Below are 21,606 nucleotides of genomic sequence, written 5' to 3' on the forward strand. Positions count from 1 at the left end.
GCGGCCGCCTTCAGGCCGCGCCCAGGAAAAATTGCTTGGCAATGGCCACTTGCGCGGGGTCGATGAACGTCGGGGCGTGCCCGACGTCCGGCACCTCCACCGCGCTCACGTCGCGTCCGCGCGAGACCATTTCCGCCACCGTCTCGCGCGTCAGCAAATCGGACTGCGCGCCGCGCACCACCAGCGTCGGCGCCTGGATGGCCTCGAACATGTGCCACAGCGCCGCTTCGCCGGCAGTCACCTGCTCGGGCGTGGTCTCGCGAAACGGCAGCGCCATCGCCGGATCGTAATGCAAACCCCATTCCAGGCCTTCCACGCCCTGCACCGGCTTGAGAATGGCGCCGTTAAGCTCGCGCCACTGCTCGGGTGTGTGACGGCCAAAGGACGCGCTGATGGTCTGCAGGTAGGCCAGGCCTTCCTCGAAGGTCTTGAAGCGCACCGGCAGGCCCAGGTAGGCGCCGATCCGCTCCACCGCCGAGGCGGCGATGCGCGGGCCCACGTCGTTGAGCAGCAGCTTGCGCACCGGCGTCTTGGGCAACCCCGCCAGCCCCATGCCGATCAGGCCGCCCATCGAGGTACCGAACCAGTCGACCTGCTCCACATTGAGCCGGGCGATCAGGGTGACCATATCCGAGACGTACTGCGGCACCACATAGCGGCGCGGGTCCGCCAGCCAGTCCGAACGGCCACGCCCGACCACGTCTGGGCACACCACGCGGTACTCGCCGCACAGCGCGGCGGCGACGGTGTCGAAGTCGCGGCCGGTGCGGGTCAGGCCATGCACGCACATCAGCACCCTGGGATTGGTGGGGTCGCCCCACTCGTGATAGGCCATGCGGTGAAGACCCGCCGGGCTGATGCACTGAACGAAGCCGAGGCGCGGGCTGACTGACATCTGAACTCCCTGGCAAGACGGTAGCAAGAACGGCACCGCCAACAGGCGGCGCCCAGGTTAAGCAAAGCTGGATTGTACGCTGCAGCAGTTACAATGCCACAGCATCCGGGTTCGCGCCGCCATGCCTTTGCCGCTGGCGGACGACAGCCTGTTCACGCAGTCCAATTCCAACATCAAAATCTCCCGACGGAGGGCAAAACATGCTCAAAGGCAAGACGGCGCTAGTCACGGGTTCCACCAGCGGTATTGGTCTCGGCATCGCGCAGGCACTCGCCGCGCAGGGCGCCAACATCATCGTCAATGGCTTCGGCGACGCCGACGGCGCCAAGCGCGAGATCGCGCAGTCCGGCGCGGGCATCCGCGTTGGCTACCACGGCGCGGACATGAGCAAGTCCGCGGAGATCGAGGACATGATGCGCTATGCCGAAACGGAATTCGGCGGCGCCGATATCCTCGTCAATAACGCCGGCATCCAGCATGTGGCCAATATCGAGGACTTTCCGCCCGAGCGCTGGGACGCGATCATCGCCATCAACCTGACCTCCGCCTTCCACACCACCCGCCTGGCGCTGCCGGGCATGAAGCGCAAGGACTGGGGCCGCGTCATCAATATCGCCTCCGCCCACGGACTGGTGGCGTCGGCGSARAAGTCCGCCTATGTSGCMGCCAAGCACGGCATCGTCGGGCTGACCAAGGTGACGGCCCTGGAAACCGCGCAGACCGGCGTCACCGCCAATGCGATCTGCCCGGGCTGGGTACTGACGCCGCTGGTGCAGAAACAGGTGGAAGCGCGCGCCCAGAAGGACGGCATCCCGGTCGAGCAAGCCAAGCATGAACTGGTGATCGAGAAGCAGCCTTCCGGCCAGTTCGTTACGCCCGAGGAGCTTGGCGCGCTGGCCGTGTTCCTCGCCAGCGACGCGGCCCGGCAGGTGCGCGGCGTGGCCTGGAACATGGATGGCGGCTGGGTGGCGCAATGAGCGCACCAGCACAAACCATGCAACGGCGCCGCTTTCTCCGCACCCTGGCCATCGGCGCCACGGTCTCGCTAGGGCTGCGTGCCGGCGCCAGCACCGCTGCCGCCCCGCTCGCCATCGAGGTGTACAAGAGCCCACAATGCGGCTGCTGCGAGGGCTGGGTCGAGCACCTGCGCGCGAACGGCTTCGCCGTCACCGTGCGCGACGTGGAAGACACCGGCGTTTATCGCGCCCGCTTTGGCATTCCCGAGCGCTTCGGCTCCTGCCATACCGGCCGTATCGCCGGCTACGCGGTCGAAGGGCATGTGCCGGCGGCCGACATCAAGCGGCTGGTGGCCGGCAAACCCAAGGCCGCGGGCCTGGCGGTGCCGGCCATGCCGGTGGGTTCGCCGGGCATGGAACAGGGTTCGCGCAAGGATCCTTTCGATGTCCTGCTGGTCCGCGCGGACGGTGGCGCCTCGGTCTTCGCCAGCTACAACAAGCGCCGCGCCTGACGAAGCCACCGCAGCGCCAGCAAAAAGCCCCGCGAACGCAAGCTCGCGGGGCTTTTTCATTGCCACTCCGCGCCCGCCACGAAGGCCGGCGCGGCAAAGCGCATCAGAGCAGCGGGGCGCCCGTCTTGCTCTGGATCTCTTCGCGGCTCACGCCCGGCGCCGTTTCCACCAGCTTGAGGCCGGCTTCGGTCACGTCGATCACGCCGAGGTCCGTGATGATGCGGTTGACCACGCCCACGCCGGTCAGCGGCAATGCGCACGTCGCCAGGATCTTGATGTCCTCGGTGCCGTCCTTCTTCTTGGCCGTGTGCTCCATCAACACCACAACGCGGCCCACGCCTGCCACCAGGTCCATCGCGCCGCCCATGCCCTTGACCATCTTGCCCGGGATCATCCAGTTGGCCAGGTCGCCCTTCTCGCTTACCTGCATGGCGCCCAGGATGGCCAGGTTGATATGGCCCCCGCGAATCATCGCAAAGGAATCCGCCGAGGAGAAGATCGACGAGCCCGGCAGCGTGGTCACGGTCTGCTTGCCGGCATTGATCATGTCGGCGTCGACCTCGGCCTCGGTCGGGAACGGGCCGATGCCCAGCAGGCCGTTCTCGGATTGCAGCCAGACTTCCATTCCCGCGGGAACGTGGTTGGCCACCAGCGTCGGCAGGCCGATGCCCAGGTTCACGTAGAAGCCGTCCTGCAGTTCGCTAGCGGCGCGCGCCGCCATTTCGTCACGTGTCCATGCCATGATGTTTCTCCTTAGCTGGCGGCACGCACGGTGCGCTGCTCGATGCGTTTCTCGGGATTCGCGTTCAGCACGATGCGCTGCACAAAAATGCCTGGCGTGTGGATCTCGTCCGGATCCAGCGTGCCGGTATCGACCAGGTGCTCGACTTCGACCACGGTGAACTTGCCGGCCATCGCGCACATCGGGTTGAAGTTACGCGCGGTGCGGCGGAACACCAGGTTGCCGGCGCGGTCCGCCTTGTACGCCTTGACGAGCGCCACGTCGGCGGTCAGCGCGCGTTCCATCACGTACTGCTGGCCATCGAATTCGCGGATTTCCTTGCCGTCGGCCACGATGGTGCCCACGCCGGTCTTGGTGAAGAACGCGGGGATGCCCGAGCCGCCGGCGCGCAGCTTCTCGGCCAGCGTGCCTTGCGGGGTGAACTCCAGCTCAAGTTCACCGGCCAGGTACTGGCGCTCGAACTCCTTGTTCTCGCCCACATAGGAGGAGATCATCTTCTTGATCTGGCGCGTGGCGAGCAGCAGGCCGAGGCCAAAACCGTCCACGCCGGCGTTGTTCGAGATACAGGTGAGTTGCTTGGCGCCGCTGTCGCGCAGGGCGGCAATCAGCGCCTCCGGGATGCCGCACAGACCGAAACCGCCAACCGCGATCGTCTGGCCGTCGCGAACCACGCCCGCGAGCGCCTCCGCGGCGCTGGCATAGACCTTGTTCATGTTTGCTCCTTCCTCGGTGATTTCCTGTCTTTGCGCCCGCCTCCGGGTGATGCCGGCGAGTCACGCAGGGAAATTGTAACGGTACAATCGGACGGAAATCGCCAGATTGCCGACTGCCCGACAGCATACGCAAGCGCCGCAGCCCGCGCCAATACGTACAATTACATAAGCAAATGCCCGCTATCGACTACCAGACCGCTTTCCAGCTCGCGCCAGTGGGCCTTGTGCTGTCGCGCGAGCGCATGATCGAGGACTGCAATGACGAGCTTTGCCGCATCTTCGGCACCACCAGGCAGGCCCTGATCGGCGAGTCGTTCCAGGTACTCTATCCCACCGCGGATGAATTCGAGCGCACCGGCGCGCGGATCGTGCCCATCATGAACGCCAAGGGCACTTACTCCGACGAGCGCATCATGAAGCGCGCCGGCGGCGAGCTGTTCTGGTGCCATGTCACCGGACGCTCGCTGGATCGCCAGCAGCCGCTGGGCGCCGGCATCTGGACCTTCGAAGATCTCTCGCAGAAGCGTCCGGTCACCGCCGAGCTGACGGCCCGCGAGCGCGATATCGCCGCGCAGCTGGTCGACGGCAAGACCAGCAAGCAGATCGGCAAGCTGCTGTCGATCAGCCCGCGCACGGTGGACATCTACCGGGCCAGGCTGATGAAGAAATACGGCGCCCATACCTCGGTGGACCTGGTGCAACGCCTGGTCAACCACTAGGGGCGCGGAACGCCTACGCCATCAGCGCACGGATCGCCGGCGGCACGGGTACCGATTTCTCGGCCTCATAGTCACACCACACCACCTTGGCGCCGCCCTCCGCATACACCACATCGGGCTGATCGGTGCGGCGGATCTCCATGTGGGTCTCGAAGCTGGTGCGTCCCAGATCGCCGGCAAACAGGCGGCACTCGATATCGCCCGGATAGCGTAACTGCCTGATGAAGGTCATGTGCGCGTTGATGATGATCGGGCCGCAACCGTTGGCATCCTTGCCGCCAAGGCCGAGCGACTCGAACCAGGCAATGCGCGCCTGCTCCAGGTAGCGGAAGTAGACCGTGTTGTTGACATGGCCCATGGCGTCCATGTCGCCCCACCGGATGGGCATGAGGAGAGTGAATACGGGTTTCATGGCCCCGAGCCTATCACGGGGGCGCTTCGCTTCCATCGGCGGAAACGACGGTTCGCGCCTGGCGCGCCCGCCTTAGTCGTCGATCAGCCGGGCATGGCCTTGCAGTTCGAAGCGCATGTCAGGCGGCACGAATGCGACTGCGCTCGGGCGCAGGTCGATATCCGGGGCGCCTGAGACCGGCAAATCGGCCGCCTCGCTGCGCGGCTGCGTCTGGCTGTCGTTGCCGCTGGCCGAGGGCACGAACCGGACCGGAGCGGCATACGGCTGCCTCCGTGTGACCGCATTCGCAGCCGGCGTCACCGGGCTGGCTGCCGTGGCCGTAGCCCCCCTTTCGCCCGCCTTCGGCCGGCCCCTTTGGGCGATTACGACGGGATGAGGCACGGCGACCGGTTCGGGCTCGTAGCCGGCGGGTTCCGCAGGCAAGGCAGCAACGGGATCCGGCGGCGCGGGCAAGTTCTGCACGTCTGCCGCCGCAGTTTCCGGTCGCTGGACGGTCACGGCTTGCAATCCGGCGGTAGCGGGCGCGGGTAATGGCGCCGGAGCCACCAGTAGCACTGTCACAAGCCACGCCACCACGACAGCCAGGCCGCCGCCAAACGCACCGGCCGCCAGCCCGCGCAGGCGCACGCGACGCAACGACTGCGCATGCGCAGGACCGGTGGCAGCAAGATGCTGCTTGATAGCTGCGGTACGCATTGCCGCCAACGCATCGCGCACATCCAACTCCGTGCCCCATGGGGGCGGCACATCAAGATTGGCGTACGATGGAAAAATGGAATGGGACACTGGGGCTCACCTCTGCAGCGCAAACGCGACGCGGCCTCGCCAGCCTATGCGGGCGAAACGGGTCCGGGCGAAATCATAGCGCTACGGAAAGATAGGGAAATTCAGACAGTTCTGCTTCAGCATTCGGAAATTTCTGCCAAGCAGGCGCAAACGGCTTATTGGCGGCGCGCCGGACGGTCACTCCCCGGCGCCCCGGGGATGACCAGCCCGGAATCCGTCAGCGACGACTCCATGCGGCGAATCTGCTGCTGCAGCTGCTCCAGGCGGATGCGCGAGGCACGGCTCTCGATTTCCGCGCTCTGCACCTCGACGCGCGACACCTTCTGCTCCTCGGCGATGCGCTGGCGCTGCGCCTGCATCACGCGCACGTCTTCGTTGAGCGCGTTTGCCCGCGCCTCGCTCTCTTGCAAGGCCCGGTCAAATGCGCGTTTCTGCGATGCCAGCACCTGTCGGCGGATATCGTCGTCCGCCCAGGCCGTGCTCTGCTGGGTCAACTGGCGGTAAGCCTGCTCCGCCGCAGCGAACGACTCAAAGCGGAAAACCCGCCAGAGGTTCTTCTGATAGAACAGCGCCACGTAGCAGACCACCTGGTCGTCCGCAAGCATCAGCGTGGTGCCGTAATCGCCGTTGTAGCTGGTACGCAGTTCGCGCACGGCCTTGTCCCGCAGCCGTTGCTGTAGTTCCGCCACAAGCCCCAGCGAAGAGGCCGATGCCGGCAGGCTGTCCTGCGCCACCTGGACGGCAGGCGATGCTGCCTGCGCCATCGCAGCCTGCGCACCAGCCACGGACAGCAGCAGGGCTAGGCCCGTCAGGCGGGCAGGCAAGGAGGTACGGCGAGGCTTGTTCGGCATGACATTCCGGTCGGGACACAGGACGGGACCTTCTTGGGATCCCGGGCCGCCGCCGCGCGCGCGGCAGGCGCGCGGCGATGGAATTCCCATGCGCCGCGAAAGGCGCATTCTATCAAACGACCGGGATATTCCCAAATTTGTGACAATTGCGATCATTTTGGCGACGCAATCCGTCCGCCAAAGGAGAGCAGGGTCCGCGAACGGCCCCTGCTCTCCGTGCCCTCGCAGGCACCGCGATCCCTCCCCACGGCTTACCGCTTGGCGATCGAGGCTTCAGCCTTGCTGACCAGGTCGGTGCCGATCTGCTTCTTCCACTTGTCGTAGACCTTGGCCGTGGCCTTGCGAAAGGCATCGTGCTCGGCCGGCGTCAGTTGCGACACCTTCACACCGTGGGCTTCCATATCCTTCCAGCCCGGCACGCCCGGCTCAACCAGGCCCTTGCGCGCCAGCGCGATTTCCTGCTTGCCGGCATCGATGGCGGCCTGCTTGACGATCTCGCGGTCGGCCGGCGTCCAGCTTTCCCAGATCTGCTTGTTGACCACGAAGATCAGCGGGTCGGCCACGTAGCCCCAGGTGGTGACGAACTTCTGACCCACCGTGTAGAGCTTGGCAGCGGCGAACACGGATTGCGGGTTCTCCTGGCCATCCACGGCGCCCGAGGCCATGGCCGGCTGCGCGTCGGCCCAGCTCATCTGGGTCGGATTGGCGCCGAGTGCGTTGAAGGTCTCGATATACAGCGGCGAGCCCACCACACGCAGCTTCATGCCCTTCAGGTCCTCCGGCTTGCGGACTTCGCGCTTGGAGTTGGAGACTTCGCGGAAGCCGTTCTCGCCCCAGGCCAGCGGCACCACGCCGGACTTGTCCAGCGTCGCGAAGATCGATTTGCCGACCTCACCCTGGGTGAGCACGTCCAGCGCCTTGTAGTCCGGCATCAGGAACGGCAGCGAGAACAGGTTCAGTTCCTTGACCTGCGGCGACCAGTTGATGGTCGAGCCGACCGCCATGTCGATCACGCCCTGGCGGATCGCCGAGAACTCGCGGGTCTGGTCGCCCGCCACCAGCGAGGTGCCGGGGTAGAGCTTGATATTGATGCGGCCGCTGGTGCGCTGGCGCACCAGGTCAGCCCAGATCTCGCCGCCCTTGCCCCACGGGAAGGCCGGGCCGAGCACCAGCGACATCTTGTACTCGGCTTTGTAGGCCTGCGCCATGGCGCCAGCGGGCGCGAGGGCGGCAGCGGCGATGGTGGCTGCCAGCGACAGCATCAAGGCACGACGTTTCATGGATTCTCTCCTCTCAGGATGTGTTGTGTGTTTCTTATGCACTGCGTTGAGCGTGGCTCATTGCGCGATCCCGCAGGCGAGCCGCGAAGCCCGTCCATGGGATCAACTTCCGATTCAGCTTCAATAACCGAGATAGTCCGGGAGCCACGTCGCCAGTGGCGGATAGGCCAGCACCATCAGCATGGCGACGAACATGGCCAGCAGCATCCAGATCACCCAGGGTACGGTCTCTTCCATCCGCACGCGCGCGATCCGGCACGAGACCATCAGGTTCACCGCCAGCGGCGGCGTAAATTGGCCAAGCGCGACCTTGAGCGTCAACACCACGCCGAACCACACCGGATTCCAGTGGAAGGCGTTGGCGATCGGCAGCAGCAGCGGCACGAAGATCAGGAAGATCGAAATGCCGTCGAGGAACATCCCCACCGTCATCAGCAAGGCCACGATCAGCGCCAGCACGCCGTACTCGCCCAGCCCCGAATGCGCGATGGCATTGGCCAGCGGATCGATCACGCCCAGCGTGGACAGCGCATAGGCAAAGATGCCGGCCAGCGCCACCACCAGCAGGATGACCGCGGAAGTCTCCGCCGCTTCCTGAAAGATCACGAACAGGTCGCGCAGGCCGATGCTGCGATAGATCACCATGCCGACGAACAAGCCGTACACGACTGCCACCACGGCAGCCTCGGTCGGCGTGAACCAGCCCGCGCGCATGCCGCCCAGGATCAGGAACGGCGCGACCAGCCCCCAGGCCGCTTCGCGCAGGCTCTTCCAGAACGGCGGACGCGGCAGCCCGGCCTCGATGGCGCCCATATTGTGCTTGCGTGCCAGCCAGACGGCCGGCACGATCAGCGCCACACCGGCCAGGATGCCGGGGATCATGCCGGCGGCGAACAGCGCCGGCACCGACGCGCCGGGCACCAGCACGCTATAGATGATGAAGGCAACCGAGGGCGGGATCAGGATGTCGGTGGCGGCGGCGGCGCCAACCACGGCCGCGCTGTACGCGCCGGGATATCCGGCCCGCGACATGGCCGCGATCATCACGCCGCCCACCGCGGCCGCGTTGGCCGGGCCGGAGCCGGAGATCCCGCCCAGGAACATGGCCACCAGGATGGCCACCAGCGGCAGCATGCCGGGGCCGCGCCCGACGATGGCAATGGCGAAGGTCACGAGACGCTGCGCCACGCCGGAACGATCGAAGATCGAACCGACCAGCACGAACATCGGGATGGCCAGCAGCGGGTATTTGCCGAGGCCGGCGTAGAAGTTCTGCGGCACGGCCAGCAGGCCGAACATCTGCGTATCCAGGTTGGACAGGCCGATCGCCACCAGGCCACCGAGGCCCAGCGACACGCCGATCGGCACGCCAAGCATCATCAGGCCAAGAAAAACCACAAACAGAATGATCGCAACGAGGGTCATGGCGCGGACTCCGAAGCAGGTACGCCATCCGCGCTCCCGGCATGCATGGCCTTGAGCGCGCGCAGGTTGCGTACCGCCACGCCGAACGCCCGCAGCGCGATGGCGGCCGACAGCACCGGCAGCCAGACCGAGTACCACCAGCTTGGCACGCCGATGCCCGGCGAGGTCTCGCCAAACGTGTATTCGTCCCAGGCGATGCGCCCGCCCAGTACCGCCAGCGCGATGAACATCACCGCGACGGCCAGCGCCGACAATACTGCCAGGCGCCGCTGCCGAGCCGCGCTGCCGCGCTCGAAGAAAAACTCGATGCGGATATTGCGGTCGCGCGCCACCGCGGCGCTGCCTGCCACCAGGGCCAGCACGATCATCAGGAAGACCGAGAATTCCTCGGTCCAGGCAAAGGACTCATCGGTGAAGTAACGGACCACCACATTGGCGAAGGTGATGCACACCAACAGCACCATGACGACCACGCCGACCCAGTCTTCGAGCCGCGGCGAAACCCTGAAGCCGCTGTCCCCTTGCTGGCTGGCGCCAGTCTCGTCCGGCATGGCCGTGACGTCTTGCGGGTCGGCATCGCGCCGTCCCTCCCTATCTGCTTGCATCTCCCCGGCCTCCGGTCCGGTCCGCGCGGCGCTCCTGGCCGCAGGCGGATATTCTTTGAATTATGTAAAGACTTAATCTCAAGACATGGCGGATTATGCCAAGACTGTGGAGCGTGCGGGAACTTTTGCTTGGTCCCGCAACCCGGCATCGGCTGGACATGGCGCCCATGTGCCCGGCCGGGGCTCGCGCGGCCTGTCGGTAACGGGCAATCCGGCAAGCCGCCGATGCGCGTCGCGCCCAAGGGGACCGGATAAGCCCAGGGACAGCGAACCGCATGCCTGCCCGCACTTATGGTGCGTGGCAGAACCAGTTTGCCGGGGCGAGCGGGCGTGTAGCCCGCCGCCGTTGACCTCGGTTACACCATGCCGTCGTCGGCCGTGATGATCGCGCCGTTGATGAATGCGGACTGGTCGGACGCCAGCAGCAGCAGCAGGCCGTCCAGGTCCTCGGGCTTGCCCACGCGCTTGCGCGGCAGCATCTGGATCAGTTTCTGGCCCGCATCGGTGTCCCAGTGGTGGTGATTGATGTCGGTATCGATATAGCCGGGGCAGATCGCATTGACGTTGATGCCGTGGCGCGCCCATTCCAGCGCCATCGCCTTGGTCATATGCACCACCGAGGCCTTGCTCATGCAGTACACGCCGATCTGCGACAGCACCTTGAGCCCGGCCACCGATGCAATGTTGACGATGCGCGACTGCGGCAGCGGATTGCCGTTTTTCTCGGCTCCCTTGGAGCGCGCGATCATACGCTTGGCCACTTCCTGGGCCACGAAAAAGGCACCCCGGGTATTGGTATCGAAGACAAAATCGAAATCGTCAGGGGTTACGTCGGTGAGGCGCTGCGTGGTGGAAACCCCCGAGTTATTGACCAGGATATCGATCGCACCCGCCTCGGTCTCGGCATGCGCCACCGCGGAGCGGATGCTGTCGTGGTCGGTCACGTCCAGCTGCACCACATGGGCGCTGCCCCCCTCGGCTTCGATCGCGGCACGCAGTTCCTTGAGCCGCTCGGTCCGCCGCGACGCCAGTATCACCTTGGCGCCAGCCGAGGCCAGGACGTGGGCAAACCGCGTGCCCAGACCGCTCGAAGCGCCTGTTACCAGCGCGACCTTGCCTTCCAGATTGATCGACAAACCCATATTGACCTCGATGTTCGGGAGCCCCCCGCGCCGCCTGCCATGGCCACGGCTACGGGGTGCTCCTCACGAAACTGCCTGGCTCAAATGGAAGGCAGCATATCAAAAAAAAGAACGGTCGTTCCAAAAAAAATCTTGCCTGACCATGGCGAGTCCCGGACAATGCCGGAGATTCTAAGAACTCGGGCTATAAAGGGAAAGAGGAAAAACACGCAGGCCGGCACGATCGGCGCCTTCTGCGCCCCGCCCTTGCCCCCCGGTTTCCCCCGATCATCGCATCCCCGGTACCACCGAACACGGCATTTCCCACAATTGCGCGCAAGTTGCCAAGAATAGAGGGTTAGAGACAATGAATCAGCAACAGCTCCTGGAGCAGTACGGCCCCCGCGAGGCCATGGAATACGACGTTGTCATCGTCGGCGGCGGCCCCGCCGGCCTGGCAACCGCCATCCGCCTGAAGCAGCTCGCGCAGGAGAAAGGCAACGAAGTCAACGTATGCGTGCTGGAAAAAGGCTCCGAACCCGGCGCCCACATCCTGTCCGGCGCCATCATGGACCCGCGTGCACTGAATGAGTTGTTCCCGAACTGGAAGGAACTTGGCGCGCCGCTGAACCAGCCGGTCGCTGAAGACAAATTCCTGTTCCTCAACGAAACCGGTTCCAAGGCAACCCCGTCCGCCCTGCTGCCGGAATGTTTCCACAACCACGGCAACTACATCATCAGCCTGTCCAACTTCACGCGCTGGCTGAGCCAGCAGGCCGAAGCGCTGGGCGTGGAAATCTTCCCCGGCTTCCCGGCCGCCGAAGTGCTCTACAACGACGATGGCTCGGTCAAGGGCGTGGCCACCGGCAATATGGGCATCAACAAGGAAGGCGAGCCCACCGAGAACTTCCAGCTCGGCATGGAACTGCATGCCAAGTACACCATCTTCGCCGAGGGCTCGCGCGGACACCTGGGCAAGCAGGTGATTTCGCAGTTCAGGCTCGATGCGGGCAAGGATCCGCAGAGCTACGGCATCGGCCTCAAAGAATTGTGGGAGATCGATCCCGCCAAGCACCAGCCCGGCCTGGTGGTGCACACGGCCGGCTGGCCGCTGGACCCGGCCACCTACGGTGGCTCCTTCCTGTACCACATGGAAGACAACAAGGTCGCGGTGGGCTTCGTGGTCGGCCTGGACTACACCAACCCGTGGCTGTCGCCCTTCGAGGAATTCCAGCGCTTCAAGACCCACCCTGAGATCCGCAAGTATTTTGAAGGCGGCAAGCGCATCAGCTACGGCGCCCGCGCCATCACGGCCGGCGGCCTGCTGTCGCTGCCCAAGACCGTATTCCCGGGCGGCGCCCTGGTAGGCTGCGACGCGGGCTACCTGAACGCCTCGCGCATCAAGGGCAGCCATGCCGCCATCAAGACCGGCATGATGGCCGCCGAGGCCGCGTACGACGCCTTGCAGGCCGGCCGCCAGCATGACGAACTGACGGCATACCCGACCGCCTTCGAAAACAGCTGGCTGCACAAGGAACTGCTGCAGGCGAAGAACTTCAAGCAGTGGTTCAAGAAGGGGCGCACCACCGCCACCCTGATGACCGGTATCGAGCAATGGCTGCTGCCCAAGCTCGGCATCCGCAACCCGCCCTGGACCATCCACCGCGAGAAGCCGGACCACGTCTACCTCAAGCCGGCCGCCGAGTGCCAGCAGATCGTCTATCCCAAGCCGGACGGCAAGCTGACCTTCGACCGCCTCAGTTCGGTGTTCATCAGCAACACCAATCACGAGGAAAACCAGCCGGCCCACCTGACGCTGAAAGACGCCAGCGTGCCCGTCAACGTCAACTGGGACAAGTTTGCCGGCCCCGAAAGCCGTTACTGCCCGGCTGGCGTCTACGAGTTCGTGCAGAACGACGATGGCAAGGAACGCCTGCAGATCAATGCGCAGAACTGCGTGCACTGCAAGACCTGCGACATCAAGGATCCCACGCAGAATATCGTATGGGTGACACCGGAAGGCGGTGGCGGCCCGAACTACGTAGGCATGTAAGCTCGCCCCAAGGGCAATAGGAAACGGCACCCGATTCGGTGCCGTTTTTTTTGCCTGTTCAGGCTTGCGGGCTCGATGTCGCGGGCAATGCCAGCGAATCGTGATAATGCGGCTTGCTGTCTGGCACGTCCTGACACCAACCGATCACGTCGGCCACGCCGGCGATCAAGGTAATCAGCGCCGGGCCGGCGAGCGGCACCTGCCCGATGCCGTCGATCAACGCCAGCACCACGCCCGATACGCCACCATCGGGACCTGGCTTGCCGATAGCGGTGACCGAGGCGACTTCCAGGGGAGACATCGCCAGCAGGCCCACTCCGGCCCCGTCCGGATCAGGACGGAACTCGCTGCCGCGGGCGAGGCTGTTATCCGGTCTTTCGCTAGACCGGACGTCTAACCCAAGCAAACGTTCTTCCGCCGAGAATGCACGGGACTGGCCAAGTCCATTCATGGCATTGGCCGTGGCGGGCACGGCAACCGCAAGCAGGCAAGCCGAAATGGACGCGCAAAGGCTGGCGCCGAAGCGAGGGCTCCGCTTCATGATGTCTCCTCGTCATCGTGATGGGTCTGATCGGGACAAGCGGCCGCAATAACCGCTTTTCATTGCAGGGGACAGTAGAGACGGCCCGAGCGCGCGGGGCAAGGCTGGCGCTAGAAGATTAGCTCCAAACGCCGGAATGAGCGCGACCGTCACGGCAGCGTCCTTCCCCCCRCTGCCGATAGCAAGCAGGCACAGGACATCAGGTAGAAACCTGCATGCTGGCACTTGCCAGCAACTGTTCGTAGATAAAGCACTGAAGCAGCGTCAACTCCCGCTCACCGAGCACATCGAAAGCAACGCCGAATGAGGGGAACTCTGTATCGCTCTCGGCGGGCAACGGGTTGCGCACCAGGCCGTCGACCATGATCTCGCTGTCCAGCGCCGCAGTGCGCAGATGAAAGCACAAGCGTACCGATGTACCCGGCGCCGGCACCGGCCCGGCAATCTGGATCTGCGCGCCGCCGGTACTCAGGTCGGTCAGCAGCACCAGCCTGGCCGGCAGGCGGGGGCTCGGTCCTGCCTGCGGGGCAGCCCCGTCGGCCTGCAGGGTGTCGTTCGCCGTGCTCCCGGGATCGACCAGGTAGGCGGCCAGGCGGGTCGGCACGCGGGTGGCTGTGCGCACCGGAAGCTGCTGCGACTCGGCCGGCGCAGACAACACCAGATAGCGGAAGGGACTGCGACAGATCGCAGTCACGGTTGATTCGAAGCTGAGGATCGCATGGCCGGAAAAGCCGCGCAATAGCACCGTGGCGCCGGCCTGGACCTGCAATTCCTTGCCGCCGAGCTGTGGCCACGTCACAAACAGGCCCTGCTCGACAAAGCCGATCAACCGGCTGGCGGCGGCGCGGCCCGTCTGGCCCGGCGCCTTGACCTGCAACAGCGTGCCAACCTGCAGGCCAAGCGGCCCGGCAGTGGCGGGCCGGCCGCCATCTTCCAGTTCGCCCGGCTCGCTATCGGGCCGGCACACCGTACCGTGCCGGAAGACCAGGGCGACATCGCGATCCTCGGGGATCACGCTACCGCTGCCGAGCACGAGGTTTCCCGCCTCGTCCAACAAGGACCAGGGCAAGGGCTGCCCGACCGGGAGATCGTTAGGGGTAAGTGCAATCATGGCAGGCAGCAGTGACGCCCAGGCTACAGGCGTGGCAGATCCAACGGTGGCCACGGGAACGTGTCCCGCAGCCACCACCCGGCGAGGCGCTCAGCGCATATCGCGTCGCCTGGCCTCGCCGAAACGCCCCAGGGGGCGGACGGCAACGCGCGTACCCATGTCCAGGCCGACGTTCACCGCGATGTCCAAGGTGAATAGCGCTTCTCACCTGGCTTTTTATCGGCCAGTTCCGTAAAACCTTAAGGTCGATTCCTGACATCGCGATCCGGCGATCCTTGACGCCATCCCGCTTTCCTCGCAAACTCTCCCCACAATCTGTCTGACAGCCTTACAGATTTACTGATGACCATTCTGACCCGCCCCGCCTCGCTTGCCGCCCGCATCGCCGACGCCCTGCGCGCCGACATTGCGGCTGGCCGCTTCGCCGCCGGCGCCCGCCTCCCGGCCGAAGCGGCCTTGGGCGAGACCTTTGGCGTGAGCCGCCCGATCGTCCGCGAGGCCATCGCGCAACTGAAGGCGGAAGGCCTGCTGATCACGCGCAAGGGCTCGGGTGCGTACGTATCGGAAACGCCAGGCGGCCAGGTGTGGCGCTTGGCCACGGCGCCGCAGGGCGGCCCGACCCCGGCCCAGCTATTCGAACTGCGCATGGTGGTGGAATGCGCCTGCGCCGAAATGGCCGCCCGGCGCCGCACGGGGGAAGACTTGCAAGCCATTCAGGCCGCACTGGCCGCCATGGGCCGACATGCGGACGATTTCGCCAGCGCCGCGGCGGCCGATGTGGCGTTCCACCATGCGATTGCRCAGGCCGCGCACAACCCGTGCTTAACCGGCCTGACCGATTTCGTCGGCCAGCACATGCTGGCGGCGCGTCAAACGGCCTGGGAAAACGCCGCGCGCTTTCGCGGCGGCTCGCAAGGCGCGGACGGCGAACACGCCGCGCTGGTCGAAGCCATTGCCGCCGGCAACCCCGGCGCCGCACGCCAGGCGGCACGCCGGCATCTCAGCGCGGCAGCGAGGCGCATGGGGCTGGCCTTGAACTGAAGCTTGCGCGGCAAGCGCACGCCGCCAAGCGGCACGACACTATCCGGGAACCGCGGCTCGCATGACATGGCAGGCGTCAGCCGCAGCAGCAGAGGAACACAATGGAACAAGTAGATTGCGTGGTAATCGGCGCCGGCGTGGTCGGCTTGGCAGTGGCGCGGCAGTTGGCCTTGCAGGGCCGCGAGGTCATCATCCTGGAAGCGGAAAATGCCTTCGGCACCATTACCAGCGCGCGCAACAGCGAAGTGATCCATGCCGGTATCTACTATCCGGCCGGATCGCTCAAGGCAGAGATGTGCGTCCGCGGCAAATCCATGCTGTACGAGTACTGCGCCTCGCACCATATCAACCACCAGCGCTGCGGCAAGCTGATCGTCGCCACCACCGAGGCCCAGGTGGCCACGCTGGAAGGCATCCGGGCCAAGGCCGCGGCCAATGGCGTGCACGACCTGCAGCTGCTCAGCCAGGCCGAGGCACAGGCGCTGGAGCCGAACCTGCAATGCCGTGCCGCCCTGCTTTCGCCCTCGACCGGCATTGTCGACAGCCACGGCCTGATGCTGGCCCTGCTGGGTGATGCGGAGAATGCCGGCGCCATGCTGGCGGTGCAATCGCCGGTGGCGCGCGGCGCCGTCACGGCGAATGGCATCCGGCTTGACGTAGGCGGCCAGGGCGAAGCGGCCGGCACCACGCTGCTGGCCCGTACCGTGATCAACTCGGCCGGGCTCACGGCACCGGCGCTGGCGCGCAGCATCGCGGGCATGCCCGCCGCGCACATCCCGCCGCAGTATTACGCCAAGGGCTGCTATTTCACGCTGGCCGGGCGCGCGCCCTTCTCCCGGCTGATCTACCCGGTGCCGGAGGCCGCCGGACTGGGCGTGCACCTGACCATCGACCTGGGCGGCCAGGCGCGCTTCGGCCCCAATGTGCGATGGATCGACGAGATCGAGTACGGCGTGGATCCCGCGGATGCCGACAGCTTCTACGGCGAAGTCCGGAATTACTGGCCGGGACTGGCCGACGGCGCACTGCAGCCGGGCTATGCGGGCATCCGCCCCAAGATCAGCGGACCCGGCGAGCCGGCGGCGGATTTCCGCATCGATGGTCCGGCTACGCATGGCGTACCCGGGCTGGTCAACCTGTTCGGCATCGAGTCGCCAGGGCTGACCTCGTCGCTGGCGCTGGCCGAGCGCGTCGCAAGCCTGCTCTGAGGCGAGCGCGTGCGCAATCCGGCCTGCGTCACCGCGCGGCAGCGTCGGAGGCAGCTTCCGTGCGGAACGTCATGAACGCGCACAGCGCACCGCCGGCCGCCGCCAGCGCGGCCAGCCCGAAGGTGTGGGCCGGACCCAGCGCCTTCCAGGTCCAGCCCATCGCCAACCCGCCGCAGGTGCCGCCAAGACCATAGGAAAGGCCGGTGTAAAGCGCCTGTCCGCGGCCCTGCAGCGGGCCGGCGAACCAGCGTTGCAGGCGCTTGAGGCTGGCGCTGTGATGCGCGCCGAAGGTGGCCGCGTGCAGTACCTGCACCAGCGCCATCAGCCACGACAGCTCCGCCAGGTAGCCGGTCAGGCCGAAGCGCACCGCGGCCAGCACGAAGGTACCGGTCAGGATGGTCCGCAGCGGGACGCTGCCGAACATCCGGCCCTGGTAGAAAAAGAAGACAATCTCGGCGACCACGCCGATGGTCCACATCACGCCGATGGCGAACTTGCTGTAGCCAAGCTGCTCCAGGTACAGCGAATAGAACACATACAGCGCGGCGTGGGCGAACATCATCAGGAAGGCCGAGCCGAAGAACCAGACCACGTCGGGACGGCGCAGCAAGGGCAGCGCCGGCGGCGGCTTGACGCGCGGCCCATCGTCCGGCGCATCGCGCATGCCGAACACCACCACCAGGAACAGCGCCAGCATGGTGCTCGCCAGCCACGGGAACGCCTCCATGCCGAAACGCTCGAACAGCGCCCCGCCCAGCAGCACGGCCGCAATGAAGCCGGCCGAGCCGAACATGCGGATGCGCCCGTAGCGGTGATCGAAGGCGCCATGGCGGCGCAGCGTGGAAATCGTGAGCGCGTCGCCCAGCGGCGACATGGCGCTGGTGATCAGGTTCAGCCCGATCATCATCGCCATCATCCCGCCGTAGCTGGTCACGCCAGGCACCATCAGGAAAGCGAGCAAGGCCGTGACGGCGGCCAGGCGCAGCAGGCGCACCCGCGTATGCATCACGTCCGACAGCCAGCCCCAGAAATACGGGCCGACGATGCGGCTGACCTGGAAGCAGGCCATCAGTACGCCGATCTGTACCGGGGAAAAACCGCGCCCGGCGAAAAACAGGCTTACATAGGGCGAGATAACGCCGACATAGCCGTAGTAGCCGAGGTAAAAGAGGCCAAAACGCGTCTCGGCGACGCGCCCGCCGCCGAGGGCGTGGGCGTGTGGTTCCGCCTGCGCCAACTCAGCGCGACTGGCCGGACTGCGGTGACTGGGCGGGGATGCGCGGAGTATCGACCTTGACATCGCCGCACTGGGCGCGATGGCGCAGCGCGTGATCGATCAGCACCAGCGCCAGCATGGCTTCGGCGATCGGGGTGGCGCGGATGCCCACGCAGGGATCGTGGCGGCCGAAGGTCTCCACCGTGGCGGGCTGGCCGGCCTTGTCGATGGATTCGCGCGGCGTGCGGATACTGGAGGTCGGCTTGATCGCCAGCGAGACTGTCACGTCCTGCCCGGTCGAAATGCCGCCCAGCACGCCGCCGGCGTTGTTGCCGCGGAATCCTTCCGCGCTGAGTGAATCGCCATGCACGCTGCCGCGCTGGCTGACGCTTTCAAATCCCGCGCCGATCTCCACGCCCTTGACGGCATTGATGCCCATCATCGCGTGCGCGATGTCGGCATCGAGCTTGTCGAACAGCGGCTCGCCCAGGCCCACCGGCACGTTGCTGGCCACTACCTCGATCCGCGCGCCGACGGAATCGCCGTCGCGCCGCAGCGTGTCCATATAGGTTTCCAGTTCCGGCACGATCTCCGCGTTGGGGGCGAAGAAGGGATTCCGCGGTACTTCCGCCCAGTCCACGAACGGCACGCGAATCTCGCCCAGTTGCGACATATAGCCCCGGATTTCGGTGCCGTATTGCTCGCGCAGCCATTTCTTGGCGACCGCCGCCGCCGCCACCACCGGCGCCGTCAGGCGCGCCGACGAACGGCCGCCGCCACGATAGTCGCGGATGCCGTACTTCTGCCAGTAGGTGTAATCGGCGTGGCCGGGCCGGRAGGTCTCGACGATATTGCCGTAGTCCTTGCTGCGCTGGTCGGTATTGCGGATCAGCAGGCAGATTGGCGTGCCGGTGGTCTTGCCCTCGAACACGCCGGACAGGATCTCGACCTGGTCGGCTTCCTGGCGCTGCGTGACATGGCGCGAGGTGCCGGGCTTGCGGCGGTCCAGGTCGATCTGGATATCGGCTTCGGTGAGTTCCATGCCCGGCGGGCAGCCGTCCACCACCGCGCCGATGGCCGGCCCGTGCGATTCGCCGAAAGTGGTGACAGTGAAGAGCAGGCCGAGAGTGTTGCCGGACATGATGGAAACCGCGGAGGGCGTGAGAATTGGGGAACGGGCTACATTGTAAGGCTTTTGCGGCCCGTCCGGCCCCGCCAGGCCGCACCGGGATGCGTCGCCCGGTCTTCAGGTGGTGCCCTCAGGCCCGCATCAGGCCGTCCGTACAGGAGCCAGGTCCGGGTAGTACCGCTCCCGCATGCGTGCCACGTAGGCCACCAGGTTGGGATGGGACTCGGCGGCCGTGCGGATCGGTGTCTCGAACAAGGGGCACAGCGCACCCGCCATGAACGCAAAGACGGTGGCATCGGCGCCGCATGGCTTGTCGCCCATCAGGAAGGGTTGCTCGCCCAGCACGTCGGCCACCGCCGCCACGTCCCGGCTGGCGATGGCGGCCAGGTCGGCCGGGCTGTGGCGGCCAAGCCCCTGCGTCCACAGGATGCGACGGATCTTGGAGCGCACAAAACGGATCGCCAGCCCGCGCAGCGGCCAGGGCACGGACCGGAAGAAAGTTGCCGGACCCCGCGCGAAATTGGCGTCATGGTTCCAGCGCGCGTCGGCCACTGCCCAGTAGAAGTTGTCTTCCAGCATCTTTTCCACCGCCCAGGCGGTGCCACGCTGGGCGGGCGTCAGCCCTTCATTGAAGTCGATGTGGTAGGTCTTCTCCAGGTGCCACCGGATCAGCGTGGAATCGGCCACCACGCGGCCCGCGTCGTCGAGATAGGGCAGCTTGCCCTTGGGCGCGCGCCGCAGGCCGCCACGCTCGGCACGGTACGGCAGGCCCGCGAGCCTGAGCAGCAGGTCGGCCTTGGTGACAAAGGGGCTGGCATCGGGCAGGCCGAATGCCGGCCCAAAGGTGTAGAGCGTGATCATGGTTGCCGACTCCTTTGGCTCGGCGACATCGGGGATACCCGCCGCTGCGGGCACTACGCTAGCGCCCTAGCGCCACTCGCCACGCAAGCCCTGCACCACCTGCTGCAGGCTCTCCGGCGTAGCCAGCTCCGGCGCGATCGGCTCACCCACCACCAGCTCGAGCCGGTTGAGAATGCCGCGCCGGAACGGGCGGGACATGGCCGAGCCACCCTTGCGGGAGAAGAAGCTGCCCCACAGCCCGCGCAGCGCCATCGGCACGACCGGCACCGGCGTACGCCGGATGATCTGCTGAACGCCCTGCTTGAAGGGGTTGATGTCGCCGGTGGCGGTGATCTTGCCTTCAGGGAAGATACAGACCAGGTCGCCYTCCGAAAGCGCGCGCGCGACTTCGTCGTAGGCACGCTCCAGCATCTGCGGGTCTTCGTACGCGGGCGCGATCGGGATCGCCTTGGCCTGGCGGAAGAACCACGACATCAGCGGCACCTTGAAGATGTTGTGGTCCATCAGGAAACGCACCGGCCGCGGGCTCGCGGCCATCAGCACTACCGCATCGGCAAAGCTCACGTGATTGCACACCAGCACCGCGGGGCCTTCGGCCGGGATGCGGTCGGAATTCACGCGCTGCAGGCGGTACACCGTGTGCACCAGGATCCAGGCGATGAAGCGCAGCAGGAATTCCGGCACCAGGCTGTAGATGTAGATGGCCACCAGCGCGTTCAGCAGCCCGACCACCAGGAACAATTGCGGAATGCTGAAGCCGGCCTGGGTCAGCACCACCGCCAGCAGCGAGGAGCCGATCATGAAAAAGCTGTTGAGGATGTTGTTGGCGGCAATGATGCGGGCCCGGTGGGTGGGCGCGCAGCGGCTCTGGATCAGCGCGTACAGCGGCACACTGTAGAAGCCGCCGAACATCGCCAGCAGGAACAGGTCGGCCAGCACGCGCCAATGGCGCGGGTCGGCGGCAAAGCCGGCGAGCCCGGACAGTTCGGCGTGCTGCTCGCCGTTGCTGGCCAGGAAGAGATCGACCGCGAACACTGTCATGCCGATGGAGCCGAACGGCACCAGGCCGATCTCGACGTGGCGCCCGGACAGCCGCTCGCACAGCAGCGAGCCGGTGCCGATGCCGAGCGAGAACACCGCCAGCAGCAGCGTCACCACATTCTGGTCGCCGCCCAGCACGTCCTTGGCAAAGCCGAAAAAGGAGGTCAGGAACGTGGCGCCAAGGAACCAGAGCCACGAAATGCCCAGCAGGCTCAGGAATACTGTGCGGTTGCCATGGGCCAGCTTGAGGTTGCGCCAGGTCTCCGTGAACGGATTCCAGTTGATGCGCAGGTCCGGCTGCGGCGCCGGCGAATGCGGCACCCGCGCCGACACCAGCCGCCCGGCCAGCGCCAGCACCACGCACGCGGCCCCGACGTAGAACGGCCCG

At 66.0% G+C, this 21,606-nt stretch carries 22 protein-coding genes; 6 read left to right on the top strand and 16 right to left on the bottom strand.

Annotation, left to right across the window (positions count from 1 at the left end):
* Positions 1 to 10: 10 nt before the first annotated feature.
* Positions 11 to 895 carry an alpha/beta fold hydrolase gene (locus tag AC1DKD_RS17585; RefSeq protein WP_441627296.1) on the bottom strand — a complete coding sequence of 295 codons (885 nt, stop codon included), beginning with the start codon at positions 893 to 895 and terminating at the stop codon, positions 11 to 13.
* Positions 896 to 1,095: 200 nt separating this feature from the next.
* On the opposite strand from AC1DKD_RS17585, the gene AC1DKD_RS17590 reads away from it, so the two are divergent.
* Both AC1DKD_RS17590 and AC1DKD_RS17595 read left to right on the top strand, forming a co-directional pair.
* Positions 1,096 to 1,872 carry a 3-hydroxybutyrate dehydrogenase gene (locus tag AC1DKD_RS17590; protein ID WP_477143521.1) on the top strand — a complete coding sequence of 259 codons (777 nt, stop codon included), beginning with the start codon at positions 1,096 to 1,098 and terminating at the stop codon, positions 1,870 to 1,872.
* A 17-nt stretch (positions 1,873 to 1,889) separates the two neighbouring features.
* Positions 1,890 to 2,363, top strand: a complete 474-nt coding sequence (locus AC1DKD_RS17595) for a DUF411 domain-containing protein (RefSeq protein ID WP_441627300.1) — start codon at positions 1,890 to 1,892, stop codon at positions 2,361 to 2,363.
* Between the two features lie 103 nt (positions 2,364 to 2,466).
* Here the strand turns inward: AC1DKD_RS17595 and AC1DKD_RS17600 are convergent, their stop codons facing one another.
* Both AC1DKD_RS17600 and AC1DKD_RS17605 read right to left on the bottom strand, forming a co-directional pair.
* Complete coding sequence (locus tag AC1DKD_RS17600; protein ID WP_428178738.1) at positions 2,467 to 3,105, bottom strand: CoA transferase subunit B; 639 nt, start codon at positions 3,103 to 3,105, stop codon at positions 2,467 to 2,469.
* Between the two features lie 11 nt (positions 3,106 to 3,116).
* A complete protein-coding gene (locus tag AC1DKD_RS17605) occupies positions 3,117 to 3,818 on the bottom strand; it encodes a CoA transferase subunit A (protein WP_045240052.1) in 702 nt (233 codons plus the stop codon).
* Positions 3,819 to 3,991: 173 nt separating this feature from the next.
* Here AC1DKD_RS17605 and AC1DKD_RS17610 point away from each other — a divergent pair, with 173 nt between their 5' ends.
* Positions 3,992 to 4,537 carry a PAS domain-containing protein gene (locus tag AC1DKD_RS17610; RefSeq protein ID WP_441627303.1) on the top strand — a complete coding sequence of 182 codons (546 nt, stop codon included), beginning with the start codon at positions 3,992 to 3,994 and terminating at the stop codon, positions 4,535 to 4,537.
* 13 nt (positions 4,538 to 4,550) lie between these two features.
* Here AC1DKD_RS17610 and AC1DKD_RS17615 read toward each other — a convergent pair whose 3' ends face one another.
* From AC1DKD_RS17615 to AC1DKD_RS17645, 7 genes are all read right to left on the bottom strand, one after another.
* Positions 4,551 to 4,949, bottom strand: coding sequence for an acyl-CoA thioesterase (locus tag AC1DKD_RS17615; protein WP_441627305.1), 399 nt, complete (start codon positions 4,947 to 4,949; stop codon positions 4,551 to 4,553).
* 72 nt (positions 4,950 to 5,021) lie between these two features.
* Entirely contained in the window at positions 5,022 to 5,645 is a 624-nt protein-coding gene (locus AC1DKD_RS17620) for a hypothetical protein (RefSeq protein ID WP_441627307.1), read from the bottom strand.
* Between the two features lie 245 nt (positions 5,646 to 5,890).
* Positions 5,891 to 6,586, bottom strand: coding sequence for a DUF2968 domain-containing protein (locus AC1DKD_RS17625; RefSeq protein WP_441627309.1), 696 nt, complete (start codon positions 6,584 to 6,586; stop codon positions 5,891 to 5,893).
* 251 nt (positions 6,587 to 6,837) lie between these two features.
* Positions 6,838 to 7,866 (bottom strand): DctP family TRAP transporter solute-binding subunit, encoded by a 1,029-nt coding sequence (locus AC1DKD_RS17630; RefSeq protein WP_477111032.1) that lies wholly within the window; start codon positions 7,864 to 7,866, stop codon positions 6,838 to 6,840.
* A gap of 120 nt (positions 7,867 to 7,986) precedes the next feature.
* Complete coding sequence (locus AC1DKD_RS17635; protein WP_441627313.1) at positions 7,987 to 9,291, bottom strand: TRAP transporter large permease; 1,305 nt, start codon at positions 9,289 to 9,291, stop codon at positions 7,987 to 7,989.
* Positions 9,288 to 9,896 carry a TRAP transporter small permease gene (locus AC1DKD_RS17640; protein ID WP_477111033.1) on the bottom strand — a complete coding sequence of 203 codons (609 nt, stop codon included), beginning with the start codon at positions 9,894 to 9,896 and terminating at the stop codon, positions 9,288 to 9,290. Before AC1DKD_RS17640 ends, AC1DKD_RS17635 begins: the two co-directional genes overlap by 4 nt.
* A gap of 356 nt (positions 9,897 to 10,252) precedes the next feature.
* Positions 10,253 to 11,038: an SDR family oxidoreductase gene (locus tag AC1DKD_RS17645; protein ID WP_045240045.1), complete on the bottom strand. Its 786-nt coding sequence runs from the start codon at positions 11,036 to 11,038 to the stop codon at positions 10,253 to 10,255.
* 346 nt (positions 11,039 to 11,384) lie between these two features.
* On the opposite strand from AC1DKD_RS17645, the gene AC1DKD_RS17650 reads away from it, so the two are divergent.
* Positions 11,385 to 13,070, top strand: coding sequence for an electron transfer flavoprotein-ubiquinone oxidoreductase (locus AC1DKD_RS17650; RefSeq protein ID WP_441627317.1), 1,686 nt, complete (start codon positions 11,385 to 11,387; stop codon positions 13,068 to 13,070).
* A gap of 58 nt (positions 13,071 to 13,128) precedes the next feature.
* On the opposite strand, the gene AC1DKD_RS17655 is transcribed toward AC1DKD_RS17650, so the two are convergent.
* Complete coding sequence (locus AC1DKD_RS17655) at positions 13,129 to 13,611, bottom strand: hypothetical protein (protein ID WP_477111035.1); 483 nt, start codon at positions 13,609 to 13,611, stop codon at positions 13,129 to 13,131.
* Between the two features lie 199 nt (positions 13,612 to 13,810).
* Entirely contained in the window at positions 13,811 to 14,722 is a 912-nt protein-coding gene (locus AC1DKD_RS17660; protein ID WP_441627321.1) for a flagellar brake protein, read from the bottom strand.
* Positions 14,723 to 15,064: 342 nt separating this feature from the next.
* On the opposite strand from AC1DKD_RS17660, the gene AC1DKD_RS17665 reads away from it, so the two are divergent.
* Together AC1DKD_RS17665 and AC1DKD_RS17670 are read left to right on the top strand one after the other, a co-directional pair.
* Positions 15,065 to 15,763, top strand: coding sequence for a FadR/GntR family transcriptional regulator (locus AC1DKD_RS17665; protein WP_477111036.1), 699 nt, complete (start codon positions 15,065 to 15,067; stop codon positions 15,761 to 15,763).
* A gap of 101 nt (positions 15,764 to 15,864) precedes the next feature.
* Positions 15,865 to 16,971 carry an NAD(P)/FAD-dependent oxidoreductase gene (locus AC1DKD_RS17670; RefSeq protein WP_477111037.1) on the top strand — a complete coding sequence of 369 codons (1,107 nt, stop codon included), beginning with the start codon at positions 15,865 to 15,867 and terminating at the stop codon, positions 16,969 to 16,971.
* A 28-nt stretch (positions 16,972 to 16,999) separates the two neighbouring features.
* On the opposite strand, the gene AC1DKD_RS17675 is transcribed toward AC1DKD_RS17670, so the two are convergent.
* The 4 genes from AC1DKD_RS17675 to AC1DKD_RS17690 form a co-directional block, all read right to left on the bottom strand.
* Complete coding sequence (locus AC1DKD_RS17675) at positions 17,000 to 18,208, bottom strand: MFS transporter (RefSeq protein ID WP_441627327.1); 1,209 nt, start codon at positions 18,206 to 18,208, stop codon at positions 17,000 to 17,002.
* 1 nt (position 18,209) lies between these two features.
* The gene (gene aroC / locus AC1DKD_RS17680; protein WP_477143522.1) at positions 18,210 to 19,328 is read right to left on the bottom strand and encodes a chorismate synthase; all 1,119 of its coding nucleotides are present in this window, start codon (positions 19,326 to 19,328) and stop codon (positions 18,210 to 18,212) included.
* Positions 19,329 to 19,457: 129 nt separating this feature from the next.
* The gene (locus AC1DKD_RS17685) at positions 19,458 to 20,177 is read right to left on the bottom strand and encodes a glutathione S-transferase C-terminal domain-containing protein (RefSeq protein WP_441627331.1); all 720 of its coding nucleotides are present in this window, start codon (positions 20,175 to 20,177) and stop codon (positions 19,458 to 19,460) included.
* Between the two features lie 66 nt (positions 20,178 to 20,243).
* A partial coding sequence (locus AC1DKD_RS17690) for an MFS transporter (RefSeq protein WP_477143523.1) occupies positions 20,244 to 21,606 on the bottom strand: 1,363 nt, incomplete at its 5' end.

This window comes from Cupriavidus sp. 05T313, from assembly GCF_056396665.1.

Excerpts from the sequence above, each read along its gene's own strand:
- AC1DKD_RS17615 (WP_441627305.1), bottom strand. The coding sequence starts at position 4,949 with ATGAAACCCGTATTCACTCTCCTCATGCCCATCCGGTGGGGCGACATG.
- AC1DKD_RS17670 (WP_477111037.1), top strand. The coding sequence starts at position 15,865 with ATGGAACAAGTAGATTGCGTGGTAATCGGCGCCGGCGTGGTCGGCTTG.
- AC1DKD_RS17630 (WP_477111032.1), bottom strand. The coding sequence starts at position 7,866 with ATGAAACGTCGTGCCTTGATGCTGTCGCTGGCAGCCACCATCGCCGCT.
- AC1DKD_RS17635 (WP_441627313.1), bottom strand. The coding sequence starts at position 9,291 with ATGACCCTCGTTGCGATCATTCTGTTTGTGGTTTTTCTTGGCCTGATG.
- AC1DKD_RS17685 (WP_441627331.1), bottom strand. The coding sequence starts at position 20,177 with ATGATCACGCTCTACACCTTTGGGCCGGCATTCGGCCTGCCCGATGCC.
- AC1DKD_RS17660 (WP_441627321.1), bottom strand. The coding sequence starts at position 14,722 with ATGATTGCACTTACCCCTAACGATCTCCCGGTCGGGCAGCCCTTGCCC.
- AC1DKD_RS17625 (WP_441627309.1), bottom strand. The coding sequence starts at position 6,586 with ATGCCGAACAAGCCTCGCCGTACCTCCTTGCCTGCCCGCCTGACGGGC.
- AC1DKD_RS17650 (WP_441627317.1), top strand. The coding sequence starts at position 11,385 with ATGAATCAGCAACAGCTCCTGGAGCAGTACGGCCCCCGCGAGGCCATG.
- AC1DKD_RS17600 (WP_428178738.1), bottom strand. The coding sequence starts at position 3,105 with ATGGCATGGACACGTGACGAAATGGCGGCGCGCGCCGCTAGCGAACTG.
- AC1DKD_RS17620 (WP_441627307.1), bottom strand. The coding sequence starts at position 5,645 with ATGCGTACCGCAGCTATCAAGCAGCATCTTGCTGCCACCGGTCCTGCG.
- AC1DKD_RS17645 (WP_045240045.1), bottom strand. The coding sequence starts at position 11,038 with ATGGGTTTGTCGATCAATCTGGAAGGCAAGGTCGCGCTGGTAACAGGC.
- AC1DKD_RS17640 (WP_477111033.1), bottom strand. The coding sequence starts at position 9,896 with ATGCAAGCAGATAGGGAGGGACGGCGCGATGCCGACCCGCAAGACGTC.
- AC1DKD_RS17585 (WP_441627296.1), bottom strand. The coding sequence starts at position 895 with ATGTCAGTCAGCCCGCGCCTCGGCTTCGTTCAGTGCATCAGCCCGGCG.
- AC1DKD_RS17595 (WP_441627300.1), top strand. The coding sequence starts at position 1,890 with ATGCAACGGCGCCGCTTTCTCCGCACCCTGGCCATCGGCGCCACGGTC.
- AC1DKD_RS17655 (WP_477111035.1), bottom strand. The coding sequence starts at position 13,611 with ATGAAGCGGAGCCCTCGCTTCGGCGCCAGCCTTTGCGCGTCCATTTCG.
- AC1DKD_RS17605 (WP_045240052.1), bottom strand. The coding sequence starts at position 3,818 with ATGAACAAGGTCTATGCCAGCGCCGCGGAGGCGCTCGCGGGCGTGGTT.
- AC1DKD_RS17610 (WP_441627303.1), top strand. The coding sequence starts at position 3,992 with ATGCCCGCTATCGACTACCAGACCGCTTTCCAGCTCGCGCCAGTGGGC.